The organism is Cellulomonas sp. SG140, from assembly GCF_025770785.1.
Lineage (GTDB): Bacteria > Actinomycetota > Actinomycetes > Actinomycetales > Cellulomonadaceae > Cellulomonas.
Genome location: NZ_JANZLA010000007.1, coordinates 1 through 14,491, shown reverse-complemented (window position 1 = coordinate 14,491; position 14,491 = coordinate 1). Strand labels below are relative to the sequence as shown.

General features: G+C 74.3%; 11 protein-coding genes. 10 read left to right on the top strand and 1 reads right to left on the bottom strand.

What is annotated here, in order from left to right; genetic code table 11:
- Positions 1–333: 333 nt before the first annotated feature.
- The 6 genes from N0B34_RS13180 (at position 334) to N0B34_RS13155 (ending at position 7,201) form a co-directional block, all read left to right on the top strand.
- Entirely contained in the window at positions 334–999 is a 666-nt protein-coding gene (locus N0B34_RS13180) for a PadR family transcriptional regulator (protein WP_263731866.1), read from the top strand.
- Positions 996–2,090 carry an inositol-3-phosphate synthase gene (locus N0B34_RS13175; protein ID WP_263731865.1) on the top strand — a complete coding sequence of 365 codons (1,095 nt, stop codon included), beginning with the start codon at positions 996–998 and terminating at the stop codon, positions 2,088–2,090. The genes N0B34_RS13180 and N0B34_RS13175 overlap by 4 nt, the downstream gene beginning before the upstream one ends.
- Positions 2,091–2,235: 145 nt before the next feature.
- A complete protein-coding gene (locus tag N0B34_RS13170; protein WP_412175754.1) occupies positions 2,236–2,646 on the top strand; it encodes an Hsp20/alpha crystallin family protein in 411 nt (136 codons plus the stop codon).
- Positions 2,647–2,678: 32 nt separating this feature from the next.
- Positions 2,679–4,034: a phosphoribosyltransferase family protein gene (locus tag N0B34_RS13165; protein WP_263731864.1), complete on the top strand. Its 1,356-nt coding sequence runs from the start codon at positions 2,679–2,681 to the stop codon at positions 4,032–4,034.
- Positions 4,035–4,130: 96 nt separating this feature from the next.
- A complete protein-coding gene (locus N0B34_RS13160) occupies positions 4,131–5,441 on the top strand; it encodes an MFS transporter (protein WP_263731863.1) in 1,311 nt (436 codons plus the stop codon).
- The gene (locus tag N0B34_RS13155) at positions 5,438–7,201 is read left to right on the top strand and encodes a SpoIIE family protein phosphatase (protein WP_263731862.1); all 1,764 of its coding nucleotides are present in this window, start codon (positions 5,438–5,440) and stop codon (positions 7,199–7,201) included. Before N0B34_RS13160 ends, N0B34_RS13155 begins: the two co-directional genes overlap by 4 nt.
- Here the strand turns inward: N0B34_RS13155 and N0B34_RS13150 are convergent.
- On the bottom strand, positions 7,192–8,667 hold the full coding sequence (locus tag N0B34_RS13150; RefSeq protein WP_263731861.1) for a CCA tRNA nucleotidyltransferase: 1,476 nt from the start codon (positions 8,665–8,667) through the stop codon (positions 7,192–7,194). The two genes, N0B34_RS13155 and N0B34_RS13150, sit on opposite strands and share 10 nt — an antisense overlap.
- A 71-nt stretch (positions 8,668–8,738) precedes the next feature.
- On the opposite strand from N0B34_RS13150, the gene N0B34_RS13145 reads away from it, so the two are divergent.
- The 4 genes from N0B34_RS13145 to N0B34_RS13130 form a co-directional block, all read left to right on the top strand.
- Positions 8,739–9,293 (top strand): NUDIX hydrolase, encoded by a 555-nt coding sequence (locus N0B34_RS13145; RefSeq protein WP_263731860.1) that lies wholly within the window; start codon positions 8,739–8,741, stop codon positions 9,291–9,293.
- Complete coding sequence (locus N0B34_RS13140) at positions 9,290–11,542, top strand: DUF6049 family protein (RefSeq protein WP_263731859.1); 2,253 nt, start codon at positions 9,290–9,292, stop codon at positions 11,540–11,542. The genes N0B34_RS13145 and N0B34_RS13140 overlap by 4 nt, the downstream gene beginning before the upstream one ends.
- A complete protein-coding gene (gene murJ, locus N0B34_RS13135) occupies positions 11,539–13,209 on the top strand; it encodes a murein biosynthesis integral membrane protein MurJ (protein WP_263731858.1) in 1,671 nt (556 codons plus the stop codon). Before N0B34_RS13140 ends, murJ begins: the two co-directional genes overlap by 4 nt.
- 7 nt (positions 13,210–13,216) lie before the next feature.
- On the top strand, positions 13,217–14,491 hold a 1,275-nt coding region (locus N0B34_RS13130), incomplete at its 3' end, for a protein kinase family protein (RefSeq protein ID WP_263731857.1).

Genomic DNA, 14,491 nt, shown 5'->3' with positions numbered 1-14,491 from the left:
TGCTCGCTGACAACCGAGGGCCTTCCGGACGGCGACGGGGACGGTCCCGAGGCGCCAGGCAGGGCCGAACGGGAGCCCAGGACTCACAGCAGTATGGGGGACCACCCCCTGCAGGGGCCGCTCGGCCGCCGTCAGCAGGCAACTTTCACCGGATCGGCGCGAAGGCTCCGCGTGCCGACCGCCGGGCCTCCGCAGCCGTCGGAGCGGCGCCACCGGCTGGTCTCATGCACAGGCGGCTTGTGCCGACACATCGGCTCGACGTACTCTGCAGATGTATCGATCTGATACATCGGCGCCGCGGCGTCGTCCGACAGTACGCCGAGGGGGTGAGCCGTGCACGGACGGACCGACGTCCTCGAGCCGGCCATCCTGGGCCTGCTCGCCGAGTCGCCCATGCACGGGTACGAGCTGCGCAAGCGGCTCAACCTGGTGCTCGGCAGCTTTCGCGCCCTGTCCTACGGCTCCCTGTACCCGGCCCTGCGGTCGCTGGCCGAGCGCGGGCTGATCGTCGGCGCCGAGTCGACCGCCACCGTCGGGGTCGAGCGCGCCGTCGCCAGCAAGCGCGCCCGCATCGTCTACGAGCTGACCGCGGACGGCAAGGAGCACCTGCAGCAGGTGCTGGCCTCGTCGGGGCCGGCGACCTGGGAGGACGAGAACTTCGACGTCCGCTTCGCGTTCTTCGCGCAGACGGACGCCGAGACGCGGCTGCGGATCCTCGAGGGACGCCGCACCCGGCTGACCGAGCGCCTCGAGGTGGTCCGGCAGTCGCTCAACCGCACCCGCGAGCGCATGGACGAGTACACCCTCGAGCTGCAGCGGCACGGCCTGGAGCAGGTCGAGCGCGAGGTCCGCTGGCTCGACGGCCTCATCGACAACGAGCGGGGCATCGGTCCCGCCCGCACCTCCGCACGAACCACGGGGACCAGCCGGCCGGCCGGTCCCCAGATCCACGCCGAGAGCAACCCCGCCCCGGCGCACACCCAGAAGGAGCGAGGATGACCTCCATCCGCGTGGCCATCGTCGGCGTGGGCAACTGCGCCTCGTCGCTGGTCCAGGGCGTCCAGTACTACAAGGACGCCGATGTCGACACCAAGGTGCCGGGCCTGATGCACGTGCAGTTCGGCCCGTACCACGTCCGTGACGTCGAGTTCGTGGCGGCGTTCGACGTCGACGCGAAGAAGGTCGGCTTCGACCTGTCCGAGGCGATCTTCGCGTCCGAGAACAACACCATCAAGATCTCCGACGTGCCCCCGCTGGGCGTGCCGGTGCAGCGCGGCGTGACCAACGACGGCCTCGGCAAGTACTACTCCGAGACCATCGAGGAGTCGGACGCCGAGCCGGTCGACATCGTCCAGGCGCTCAAGGACGCCAAGGTCGACGTGCTGGTCTCCTACCTGCCGGTCGGCTCCGAGATCGCCGACAAGTACTACGCGCAGTGCGCGATCGACGCGAACGTCGCGTTCGTCAACGCCCTGCCCGTGTTCATCGCGTCCGACCCGGAGTGGGCCAAGAAGTTCGAGGACGCCGGCGTGCCGATCGTCGGCGACGACATCAAGTCGCAGGTCGGCGCCACCATCACGCACCGCGTGCTGGCCCGCCTGTTCGAGGACCGCGGCGTGATCCTGGACCGCACGTACCAGCTGAACGTCGGCGGCAACATGGACTTCAAGAACATGCTGGAGCGCGAGCGCCTGCAGTCCAAGAAGCTCTCCAAGACCCAGTCGGTCACCTCCAACCTGAACGACGGTCCGCTGTCGGGCAAGAAGGAGGACCGCAACGTCCACATCGGCCCGTCGGACTACGTCGCGTGGCTCGACGACCGCAAGTGGGCGTACGTCCGCCTCGAGGGCCGCGCGTTCGGCGAGGTGCCCCTGAACCTCGAGTACAAGCTCGAGGTGTGGGACTCCCCGAACTCGGCCGGCATCATCATCGACGCCATCCGTGCGGCGAAGATCGCCAAGGACCGCGGCATCGGCGGCCCGATCCTGTCCGCGGCGACCTACCTGATGAAGTCCCCGCCGGTGCAGATGGAGGACACCGCCGGGCGCGCTGCGCTCGAGGCGTTCATCCGCGGCGAGAACGAGCGCTGAGCCCGAGCCCCGCGCTCTGAGCTGATGCGAGAAGGGCCCCGCACCCGTCAGGGTGGCGGGGCCCTTCTGCGTCCGCGACCACAGGACTAGCGTCGATCCTGGTGGGGACAGCGCAGTCGCCCACCGTGACCGAGGGAGGTCGACGATGGCAATCGTGCGACGCGACCGGGTCGAGCTGCCCGAGATGTTCCGACGGTTCGTCGAGGGCGACTGGGACAAGCCCTGGCTACGCGTGGAGGAGTACGTCGAGAACGGGACGCTGGTGGTCCGGGCGGAGCTGCCCGGTGTCGACCCGGACAAGGACGTGGAGCTGACCGTGGTGGACGGGACCCTGCGGATCAGCGCCGAGCGCGAGGAGACGTCCGAGCACAAGGGCAAGGACTCCTACCGCTCGGAGTTCCGCTACGGGTCCTTCGCCCGCAGCATCCCGCTGCCCGCGGGCTGCTCGGAGACGGACGTCACCGCGACGTACCGCGACGGCGTCCTGGAGGTGCGCGTCCCGACGACGGCGGCGCGGCCGACCGAGCCCGTGAAGATCTCCGTGGCGAGGGCCTGACCGGGTCCGCACGCAGGTGGGGGGGTGCAACGGTGAACCTCTTCGCTGACCGCATCGAGGCCGGTCGGGAGCTTGCCCGGCTCCTGGAGCGCCTGCGCGGGCAGGACGTGGTGGTGCTGGGGCTGCCCCGGGGCGGCGTCCCGGTGGCGTACGAGGTGGCGCAGACGCTCGGCGCCCCCCTCGACGTCGTCGTCGTGCGCAAGCTGGGCGTGCCGTACCAGCCGGAGCTCGCCATGGGCGCCATCGGCGAGGGCGGCGCACGTGTGGTCGACCACGCGGTGCTCGCCACGCTGGGCGTGTCGGAGGACGACCTCGCCGAGGTGGAGCGGCAGGAGCGGATCGAGCTCGAGGCGCGGATCGCTCTGCTGCGCAGCGGGCGCCCGCGGGTCGACCTCGCGGGACGGGTGGCGGTGATCGTCGACGACGGCATCGCCACCGGGTCCACCATGCGGGTGGCGTGCAAGGTCGCGCGCACGCTCGGCGCCGCCCGGATCGTCGTCGCGGTGCCGGTGGCGCCCGTCGAGGCGCTCCGGGACCTGCCGGAGGCGGACGAGGTCGTGTGCGTCGCGACGCCGCACGCGTTCCGGGCCGTCGGCTCGCACTACCGCGACTTCTCGCCGACCACCGACGAGGAGGTCGTCGTGCTGCTCGACGCGGCTGCCGCTCGGCCGCTTCCCGTCCGGACGGGGGACGGCGGGCTGGACGCGGACCTCGACGTCGAGATCCCCGTCGGCTCGGTCACGGTGGGTGCCCACCTGTACCTGCCCGAGCCGGCGCGCGGCGTCGTGGTGTTCGCGCACGGGAGCGGCAGCAGCCGGCACAGCCCACGCAACCGCTACGTGGCCGACGTGCTGCGGCAGGCCGGTCTCGGCACGCTGCTGCTGGACCTGCTCGGCCCCGACGAGGAGCTGGACCGCTCCAACGTGTTCGACATCGAGCTGCTCGCGGGGCGGCTGCTGGCCGCGACGCGATGGCTGCGCGCCCGTCCCGACGCCGCCGGCTGCCGCGTCGGCTACTTCGGGGCCAGCACGGGCGCCGGTGCTGCGCTGTGGGCCGCCGCCGAGCCCGGGTCGGACATCGCGGCGGTCGTCTCGCGCGGGGGTCGACCCGACCTGGCGCGCGCACGGCTCGGGGAGGTGCACGCGCCGACCCTGCTCGTCGTGGGCGGGGCGGATGTGGCGGTCCTCGGGCTCAACCGGGAGGCGATGGAGCTGATGCGTTGCCACCGCGAGCTGGCGGTGGTCCGTGGGGCGACGCACCTGTTCGAGGAGCCGGGCGCACTCGCCGAGGCCGCGGGCCTGGCGCGCGACTGGTTCGTCGACCACCTTCTCGGAGCCGCCGCCGTTGCCCCGGAGGCGGCCGTCATGTCCGGGTACCGGCAGGTGTGAGGACGCCGGCGCCACGCTCGTGGTGCCGGCTCCGCCGAGCGGGTGAGGTCGGCGCCCCGGCGTGGCAGCCGGAGAACCTGCGCTTAGCCTGAGTCCGTGCAGGTGACCGAGGACCTCCGACGGCTGTGGCCCCTGGTGGGCTTCAGGCGCCTGTTCACGGTGCGCCTGGTCAGCCAGTGCGCGGACGGCATGTTCCAGGTCGGCCTGGCAACGCTGTTCTTCTTCTCGCCGGAGACGGCCAGCACCGCCACCGGCGTCGCGGCCGCCTTCGCGGTGCTGCTGCTGCCGTTCACCGTGGTGGGTCCGTGGGCCGGGGTGCTGCTGGACCGGTGGCGCCGGCGGCAGGTGCTGCTGTACGGCAACCTGGTGCGGGTCGTGCTGACGGCGGCGATCGCCCTGGTCATGGTGGTGCACGGCGTCGGTCCGCTGGTGTACGTGCTGGCGCTGGTCACCCTGTCCGTGAACCGTTTCCTGCTCGCGGCGCTGTCCGCGTCGCTGCCGAAGGTCGTCGACGGCCCGCTGCTGCTCACCGCGAACTCGCTGACCCCGACGCTCGGCGCCGCCTCCGCGGGGGTCGGTGCGCTGCTCGGCTTCGTCCTGGGCCGGTTGATGCCTGCCGGACGCGAGCGCGACGCGATCGCCCTGGTGGTGGCGGCCGCGGTGATGGGCGCCGCGTCGGCGCTGGCCGGCCGCCTCGGTCGCGACCAGCTGGGGCCGGACGAGCCGGTGGTGATGCCGGTGCGCCGCGCGCTGGGCGTGGTGGCGCGGGAGCTCGGCGCCGGTGCGCGGTACCTGGTGGCGCGCCGGACGCCGGCCGAGGCGCTCGGCATCATGGCGTGGCACCGGTTCTGCTACGGCGTCGTCTTCATGGCCAGCATCCTGATCTCGCGCAACCTGCTGAACTCCCCGTCGGACGTCGACGCCGGGCTGCGCACCTTCGCCACCGTGCTCGGCGCGACGGCGGTCGGCTTCGCGCTCGCCGTCGTGGTGACGCCGGTGCTCAGCCCGCGGCTGGGGCCGCAGCGGTGGATCGTCGTGTGCCTGGTGGTGGCGACCGTCAGCCAGCTGATGCTGGTGGTGACCCTCGCGCTGCCGGTGGTGCTGGTGGCCGCCGCGACCCTGGGCCTCGCGGCGCAGTCGGCCAAGATCGCGGTCGACACGATCGTGCAGCGCGACACGGCCGACGCGTACCGCGGCCGGGCGTTCGCGCTCTACGACGTCCTCTACAACGCCGCCTTCGTCGGCGCCGCCGCGCTCGGTGCCGTCACGCTGCCGGACACGGGCTGGTCGCGAGGCCTGTTCGTCGTCCTCGCCGCCGGCTACCTCGGATCGGCGCTGGTCTACGCGCGCGCGTCCAACCGTGCCCACGCCGCCGGTCACCTGCCGGCCGAGAGCGTGCGGTCATGACCGCCACCGCGGGGCACCGCACACCGCCGGACGGCATCCCCCTGCCCGCCGAGCTCGCCGGCCGGGCGCCCGACGAGCGCCTGCTGGCGCTGGCCGTCACCGAGGGCGACCTCCCCCTGACGCTGTCCGACGCCCAGGCCCCGGACCAGCCGCTGGTCTGGGTGAACGAGGCGTTCACCCGCCTGACGGGCTACGCACCTCAGGACGCGCTCGGTCGCAACTGCCGCTTCCTGCAGGGGCCGGCCACCGACCCGGCCGCCGTGCAGCGGATGCGCGACGCCGTGCACGTCGGCCGGTCGATCAGCGAGGTGCTGCTGAACTACCGGCGCGACGGGTCGGTGTTCTGGAACCGGGTGGTGATCAGCCCGGTGCACGACGCCGACGGCCAGGTGACGCACCTGGTCGGCGCCCAGCTGGACGTCACGGCCCAGGTGGGTGACGACGACGCGCGGGACCTCGAGCTCGAGCTGGCCCGGCAGACGAGCTCCCGCCTGGACCTGCTGCGTGCCGTCAGCGACGAGCTCTCGCGGCACCTGGACTACGAGACGGCGGTCGACGCGCTGGCCGACGTGGTGGTCCCCGCCCTCGCCACGTGGGGCTTCGTCGCCGTCGTCGGCGACCGTGGACGGTTCGAGCGGGTGCACGTCGTCGCCACCGACCCCCGCCTGGCCGCGACCGCCGCCCGGCTGGAGGCCGAGGCGGGATGGTGGCTCGAGCGCTCACCGCGGGTGCGGAGCGCCCTGGACAGCAGCATCGAGCTGGTGCCCGAGCCGATGCCGGTGGACCGCGCGGACCTGCCGACCCGCAGCACGCCCGGCGAGCTGAAGCTGCTGGAACGGCTCGGCCTCGGATCGTCGCTGATCGTGCAGCTGCGCGCGCGCGACCGGGTGCTCGGCGTGCTCGTCCTGCTGCACCACGAACCGGACGGCTTCGGACCCGAGACCGCCATCACCGCGGCCCACCTCGGCCGCCGCGCCGGCCTGGCGCTCGACAACGTGCAGCTGTACCTGGCGCAGCGCGAGGCCGCCCTGACGCTGCAGCAGCGTCTGCTCCCGCACGTCGAGCCCGTCGCCGGCCTCGACCTCGCCACCGCGTACGTCCCGTCCTCCCGCTACGCGCAGGTGGGCGGCGACTGGTTCGACGTGCTGCCGCTGCGCGACGGGGCGATCGGCCTCGCCGTCGGCGACGTGGTGGGCCACGACCTGCGCGCCGCGGCGTCCATGGGTCAGCTGGCGTCGCTGATGCGGTCCCACGCGTGGGCGGGCCTACCGCCCCGGGAGGTGCTCGACCGGCTGGACGAGCTGGTGCAGGGGCTCGGCATGGCGGAGGTCGCCACGTGCGTCTACCTGCACTGGGTACCGGCGGGCGACCACGCCCGGGTGACGTACGCCCGTGCCGGTCATCCGCCGCCGATGGTGCGGCTGCCCGGTGGTGAGGTGCTGCGCCTGGACCAGGCGAACAGCACACCGATCGGCCTGACGTCGCACACGGCCGGCCGGGAGCAGGCGACGGTCGACCTGCCGGCCGGCTCGACCCTGGTGGTGTACACCGACGGGCTGGTGGAGCGGCGGGACCGCGGGCTGCGCGAGGGCGTGGCGCAGCTCGAGGCCGAGCTGCAGGCCGTGCCGGACGATGCCGACGCGACGGCGGTCCGGGACCGGCTGGTGCAGCGGCTGGCCGCGTCGTCCCAGGAGGACGACCTGTGCCTGCTGGTGGTCCGGGTGCCGTCGGCCACCGAACCCGTCGTGCGTCAGGACTGACGCGCCACCCACCAGGCCAGCAGCTCCTCGCGGGCCGCGTCGGCACCGAGCGGACCGCGGTCCATCCGCAGCTCGAGCAGGTAGCGGTACGCCTCACCGACGTCCCGTCCCGGGCCGATGCCCAGCACCTGCATGATCTGGGTGCCGTCCAGGTCGGGGCGGATCGAGGCGAGCTCCTCCGCCTCGGCCAGGCGGCCGATCCGCTCCTCGAGGTCGTCGTACGCGGCGGAGAGGCGCGCCGCCTTGCGCACGTTCCGCGTGGTGCAGTCCGACCGGGTCAGGCGGTGCAGGCGCTCGAGCAGCGGGCCGGCGTCCGTGACGTACCGGCGCACGGCCGAGTCCGTCCAGCCCGCGTCCCCGTAGCCGTGGAACCGCAGGTGCAGCTCCGTCAGCCGGGCGACGTCGTGCACCGTCTGCTTGTCGAAGTGGAGCGCGGCCAGCCGCTTGGCGACGAGCTTGGCGCCGACCACCTCGTGGTGGTGGAAGCTGACGCCGCCGCCCGGCTCGAACCGCCGCGTGCGCGGCTTGCCCACGTCGTGCAGCAGCGCGGCGAGCCGGAGCACCAGGTCGGGCCCGGGTACGGCGCCGTCCGGGCCGGTCTCCAGGGCGATCGCCTTCTCCAGCACGGTGAGCGAGTGCTCGTACACGTCCTTGTGGCGGTGGTGCTCGTCGATCTCCAGGCGCAGGGCGGACAGCTCGGGCAGCACGTGGTCGGCCAGGCCCGTGCCGACCAGCACCTGCAGACCCTCGCGCGGGTGGTCGGACAGCAGCAGCTTGACCAGCTCGTCGCGCACCCGCTCCGCGGAGACGATCGACAGCCGCTCGGCCATCGCGACGGCCGCAGCCCGTGCGGCGTCGTCGACGCCGAACCCGAGCTGGGCGACGAACCGCGCGGCACGCATCATGCGGAGCGGGTCGTCGTCGAAGGACTGCTCGGGGTCCACCGGTGTCCGCAGCACGCGCCGCGCCAGGTCGCCCAGCCCGTCGAACGGGTCGACGAACTGCAGGTCCGGCACCCGCACCGCCATCGCGTTCACGGTGAAGTCCCGCCGCGACAGGTCGCCCTCGAGGGTGTCGCCGAACTCGACGGCGGGCTTGCGGGACGTCGGGTCGTAGGCGTCCGTGCGGTAGGTGGTCACCTCGACGACGACGTCCGACGAGCCGCCGCGGCCGAACCGGCGCGCACCCAGCGTGCCGAACCGCTTGCCGACGTCCCAGTGCGCGTCGCCCCAGCCGGACAGGATCCGCTCGGACTCGTCGGGCCGTGCCGAGGTGGCGAAGTCGAGGTCGGCGCTGACCCGACCGAGGAACGCGTCGCGCACGGGGCCACCCACGAGAGCCAGCTCGTGGCCCGCGTCCGCGAACCGACGACCCAGGGCCACGGCGTCGGGCGCCAGCTGCGCGAGCGACGCCAGGGCACGCCGCTGCAGGGCGGCCTCGTCGGGGTTCGGGCGGTCGTTCGGCACCCGGCAAGCCTGCCAGACCGGGGCGGACCGCCCGGACCGGGGCGCCGTGCCCGAGTCGTTACAGTGTCGGCATGTCCGCCGCCGCCGAAGGTCACGCCTCGGGGCGGGTGCCGGCCCCGCCCGGCGGGCACCGGCTGCGCATCGATCCCAGCACCACCCCGGTCCGTGCGGTGACCACCCCGCTCCCGGTGGTGGACGAGACCTCCGCGGGCGGCCTGGTGGTGCAGCGTCGCAACGGGCTGTTCCACGCGGCGGTCATCGCGCGCCGCAACCGCGCCGGACGGCTCGAGTGGTGCCTGCCCAAGGGTCACCTCGAAGGTGACGAGACACCGGAGCAGGCCGCCGTCCGGGAGATCGCGGAGGAGACGGGCATCACTGGCCGGGTGCTGCGGCGCCTGGGCGTGATCGATTACTGGTTCAGCGGCGAGGACCGTCGCGTGCACAAGGTGGTGCACCACTTCCTGCTCGGCGCGGTCAGCGGGGAGCTGTCCGTCGAGGGCGACCCCGACGGCGAGGCCGAGGACGTCGCCTGGGTGGCCGTCGGCGCGCTGCCGGCCCGGCTGGCGTACCCGAACGAGCGCCGGCTCGCCGAGGCGGCCTGCGCGGTGCTCGCCGACGAGGCATGAGCCGGCCCGTCCGGCGCGCACCCGCCCGCGCCACGCCCGTCGTGCTGCTCGCGGTGCTGCTCCTCGCGTTGACCTGCGTGTTCGGGGGTTCGCCGGCCCTCGCGGCGAGCGGTTCGCCCAGCCCCAGCGCGTCGGCGGCCGACACGGACCTGCCGGTGTCGGTCTCGATCCAGCGGGTGATGCCGACGGTGCTGCGGCCCGGCGACGACCTCACCGTCAGCGTCACGCTGCGGAACACCGGCTCGGAGGCCATCGCGGACCCCACTGTCGCGCTGCGGATCAACCGGCTCCGGCCGACGACCCGCGCCGAGCTGGCGTCCTGGATCGACCGTTCCAGCGGCGTCATCGGCGTCCGCCTGACCACCGTGCACCCCGGGGCGTTGGCGCCCGGTGCGCAGCTGAACGTCGACCTGACCGTCCCCGCGTCGGCGATCGGGCTGAGCAACGTGTCGACGGGCTGGGGGCCGCGCGGCCTCGCCGTGGACGTGACGGACGACGGTGGTGACCGTGCGGGCTCGGCGCGCACGTTCGCGCTGTGGTTGCCCGACGGCACGGTGCCGCAGGCGCGGGTGTCCGTGCTGCTGCCGCTGACCGGTCCCGCGCGCACGCCGACGGTCGCGGCCGGCTCCGGCGCCGGTGCCGCACCGGGAGCGACCGGGCCGTCGCCGAGCGGTGCCACGGGCGGCGCGACCCCGCAGCCGAGCCCGAGCGGGACCGCGTCGGCCCCCGCGGGCGGCGCGGTGTCGGTCACGCCGAGCGCGACCGAGCAGGCCGCCCTGGAGCGGCTGACCACCGCCGGCGGTCGGCTGCGGGCGGTGCTCGACCTGGCTCGGAGCTCTCCCGACCTGGGCCTGGCCGTCGACCCCGCGCTGGTCGCCGACGCGCAGGTCTCGGGGGCGCACGCGCGCGCCTGGGCCGCCGACCTCGGCACGGCGCTGTCCGGACGGGAGACGTTCGCGCTACCCTGGTCGGACCCCGACCTCGCGACGGTGGCGCACGGGAACGGTGCCGATCTGCTCCGGACCGCGCAGCAGCTGTCCTCCGACGTAGGGATCGGTGGGCAGACCGCGCGCACGGACGTGCTGTGGGCGGGTCCCGGTGCGGTGGACACCAGCACGCTCGCGCTGGCGCGCACGGTGGACGCCGCGGCCGTCGTCGTCGGCCCGCAGTCGCTGCAGAGCGTCGGCGGCGTCGCGACCACCGCCCGGGCCGACGTGAAGACGGCCGCGGGCACGGTGACGGCGCTGGTGCCAGACGCGGTGCTGACCTCCCTGCTGACCGACCCCGGGTCGGTGGAGCCGGGCAGCACGGCGGCCACCGCCGTCCAGCGCACGCTGGCTGAGCTCGCGCTGCTGACGCGCACCGGCTCCAGCGAGCCGCGCGACGTTCTCGTCGCCCCGTCCCGCGACTGGAGCCCCGACCCGACCACCGCGCAGGCGGTGCTCGCCGCCCTGTCCAGCTCGCCGTGGAGCCGCCTCGAGCCGGTCAGCACGGCGCTCGGCAACCCCGACGACCGCAGCAAGCGCGCCTCGCTCCCGGCCAGCGCGGCGGCGCCGGACGAGCTCGCACCCGCGACCGTGCAGGCGCTGGCCACCGCGCGCGCCACCACCCGGGCGTTCGCCAGCATCACGCAGGAGCCGGGCACGCTGCTCGCCGGGGTGGACGACGAGGCCCTGACCCCGCTCTCCGTCGCCTGGCGCTCCGCACCGGGCGACCGTGACGCGCTGGCAGCACGGCTGATCCAGGCGATCGACGACCGCCGCAGCGGCCTCTCCCTGGCGCCCGTGAGCAACCTCAACGTGATCAGCGCGTCGGTGCCCTACCGCTTCGCCGTCCGCAACGGCCTGCCCGTCCCGGTGACCGTCCGGGTGACGGTGCACCCCCGCAAGAGCTGCCTCGGTGCCGCCACCAGCGATGCGGTCACCGTCTCGGCCGGTGCCGAGGCCAGCGTCCCGGTCGTGCTGCACGCGGCGGCCAACTGCGAGGTGATCGTCGACGCGCAGGTGACGGACCTCGCCGGGCAGCCGGTCGGCACCGGCGCCCAGTTCACGGCACGGGTGGCACCCACCGTCGAGAACGTCGGCACCGCCGTGGTCGGTGCGCTGCTCGCGATCGGCCTGGTGCTGGGCATCGTGCGGACCGTCCGACGGGGCCAGAGCGCCCGCCGCGGTGCCCGGCGCACCTCCGAGGACGAGGCACCCCCGCTGCCTCCGCTCGGTGGCGACGTGTCGCCCGGACGTCCGTCGTGAGCCGCTCGCCCAGCATCGGTCGCGCCTCCGCGCTGATGGGCTCCGGCACGGCCGCGTCGCGGGTCCTCGGGCTGCTGCGCAGCATCGCCCTCGCCGCCGCCATCGGTGCCACCGGTCAGGCCGCCGACGCGTTCGCGGTGGCCAACAAGCTGCCGAACATCCTCTACCAGCTGCTCGCGGGCGGGGCACTGAACGCCGTGCTGGTGCCGCAGGTGGTGCGGGCGTACAAGCGCCGGGCGGGCCAGCAGTACGTCGACCGGCTGCTCACCCTCGGGTTCGCCGTGCTCGCCGGCACCACGCTGCTGCTGACGATCGCCGCACCGCTGCTGGTGCTGCTGTACGCCGACGCCGGCAACCGTGAGCAGATGGTGCTGGCCACCACCTTCGCCTACTGGTGCATCCCGCAGATGTTCTTCTACGGCGTGTACGGGCTGCTCGGGCAGGTGCTGAACGCCCGAGAGTCGTTCGGCCCCTACATGTGGGCGCCGGTGGTGAACAACATCGTCGCCATCGCGGGCTGCGGTCTGTTCATCGTGATGTTCGGTTCGTCGAGCAGCGCCGGCGGCTGGAGCGGTGCGAAGGTCGCCGTGCTCGCAGGGTCGGCCACGCTCGGCATCGTGGCGCAGGCGCTGGTGCTGTTCCCCGCGCTGACCAGGGCCGGCGTGCGGTTCCGGCTGCGGTGGGGGGTGCGCGGCACCGGCCTGGGCCGGGCCGGTTCGGTGGCGATGTGGACCTTCGCCGGTCTCGGCGTCGGCCAGCTCGCGTTCATCGTCCAGTCCCGGATCGCGTCCGCCGCCCCCGAGGCGTTCGCGCGGGCGCACGGGCTGACGACGGTCCAGGCGACCACCGCCGTCGCCGGCAACGCGGCCTACGACTACGCCTTCCTAGTGTTCATCCTTCCCCACTCGCTGGTGACGGTCTCGCTGATGACGGCGCTGTTCACGCGCCTCTCCGCACAGGCGACCGACCGGGACCGGCTCGGTGTGCGGGACACCCTGTCCACCGGCCTGCGCGCGCTCGGCCTGTTCACCATCCCGACCACGGTGATCGTCGGGCTGCTGGCCCTGCCGGTGGTGCGCCTGATCATCTGGCACCCGCACCCCGGCGAGATCGCGGCGGTCGGCGGCGTCACGGTCGCGATGGTGCTCGGCCTGCCGGTGCTGGGCATCTGGTCGATGTGCCAGCGCGTGTACTACGCCTACGAGGACGCGCGCAGCATGCTGGCGCCGCAGATCGTGATGGCGGTGGTCATCGTCGTCGGCACCCTGCTCGGCTGGCTGCTCGCGCCGCCGCAGTGGTGGGTGGCCGTCTCGGCGCTGGCTGTCAGCCTCTCCTACGTGATCGGCACCCTGATGGCGCTGCGGCACGTGCACTGGCTGATCGGCAGCTTCGACGGGTCGCGGGTGCTCCGCCTGCACCTGCGCGCCACCCTCGCCTCGGTGGCCGCCCTGGTGGTCGGCGTGCCCCTGCTGCTGCTGCTCGGTGCAGGCGCCCAGATGTCCCTGGTCGCGGCCCTGCTGAAGTGCGTGGTGGTCGGCGGGGCGATGGTGACCGTCTACGTGCTGGTGCTCCGGGCGATGCATGTGCCCGAGCTCGAGGTCCTCGCCGGGCCGGTGCGGTCGGTGCTCGCCCGGTTCCCGGGGCGACGCCCGGGGCGTCCCGACTAGCATGCACGTGTCCGGCGGCCGCCGGACGTCCCTGCCGATGGTGCGGGAGCTGCGCGTGGACCAGGTCGGACGAGGAACTCTGCTCGCCGGGCGCTACCGCGTGCTCGAGCCCCAGCCGTCCACCGTCCCCGTGCTGCAGACGTGGGCGGCGGTGGACGAGATCCTCGACAGACCTGTGCGCGCGCAGGTGCTCGCCCCCGAGTCGTCGACCGCCGGGCTCGACGCGGCGCGGCGTGCGGCACTGGTCACCGACCCTCGCCTGCTGCGCGTGCTGGACGTCGGCACGCACGACGGGCTCGGCTACGTGGTCACCGAGCAGGTGTCCGGTCCGTCGCTCGCCCAGCTGGTCGTCCGCGAGCCCCTGACCGCCGACCAGGCCAGGGCCGTGGTCGGCGAGGCGTCGGCCGCGCTGGAGGTCGCACGGCGCCGCGGTGTGCACCACCAGGCGCTGCGCCCGTCGGCGATCTGCGTCGCGGACGACGGTCGGGTGCTCGTGTCCGGTCTCGCCCTGGACGCCGCCCTGCTCGGCCGGGTGGAGGGCGACGCGCGCAGCACCAGCCGTGCCGACGCCGTCGACCTGGTGCGGCTGCTGTACACGGCCCTGACGGGACGCTGGCCGGGTCCGGCCGCCGCTGCCGACGGCCTGCCCGTCGCGCCCGTCGTCGACGGCGTGCCCGTCCCGCCGGCCGACCTGGTCGCCGCGGTCCCCGCGGACCTCGACACGCTCTGCTCGGTGACGCTGGGCCCCTACGACGACGGTCCGCACAGCCCGGCCGAGGTGGTGCGGGAGCTCGAGCCCTGGGGCGAGATCCGCATCAGCCGGCCGTCGGGGCACCTCGGCGCGGCGGGAGCGGCCGCGGCGGGTGCGCTCGCCGGTGCAGCCGCAGCCGGTGCGGCGGCGCCCGGCACCGAGGGGCCGGCGGCCGGCGGCCCGCCGCCCCAGGTCCAGCGGCAGTCCGTCCGCAGCGCCTTCAGCCAGAGCACGGCGGGGACCAACCGCCCCGGCACGCCGCCGCCCGCAGCACCGGGTCGCACCAGCGCCTTCCCTGCGGTCGGGCAGCAGCCTCCGTCGTTCGCCGCGTCGGCGACACCGCCTGCACGTCCGCCGTTCCCGGAGCCGGGTGCTGCAGCGACGGGCGCGGCGCCTGCCGCGGAGACGCGGCCGATGACGCCTGCGACCGCGGCCCCGCCGCCGGCCTTCCCGCCCACCGCGGCTGCGGCGAACCAGCCCCCGGTGCGCACGTCGTCCGAGGCGCCGCGGGCCACGGCGCCGCAGCGGCCC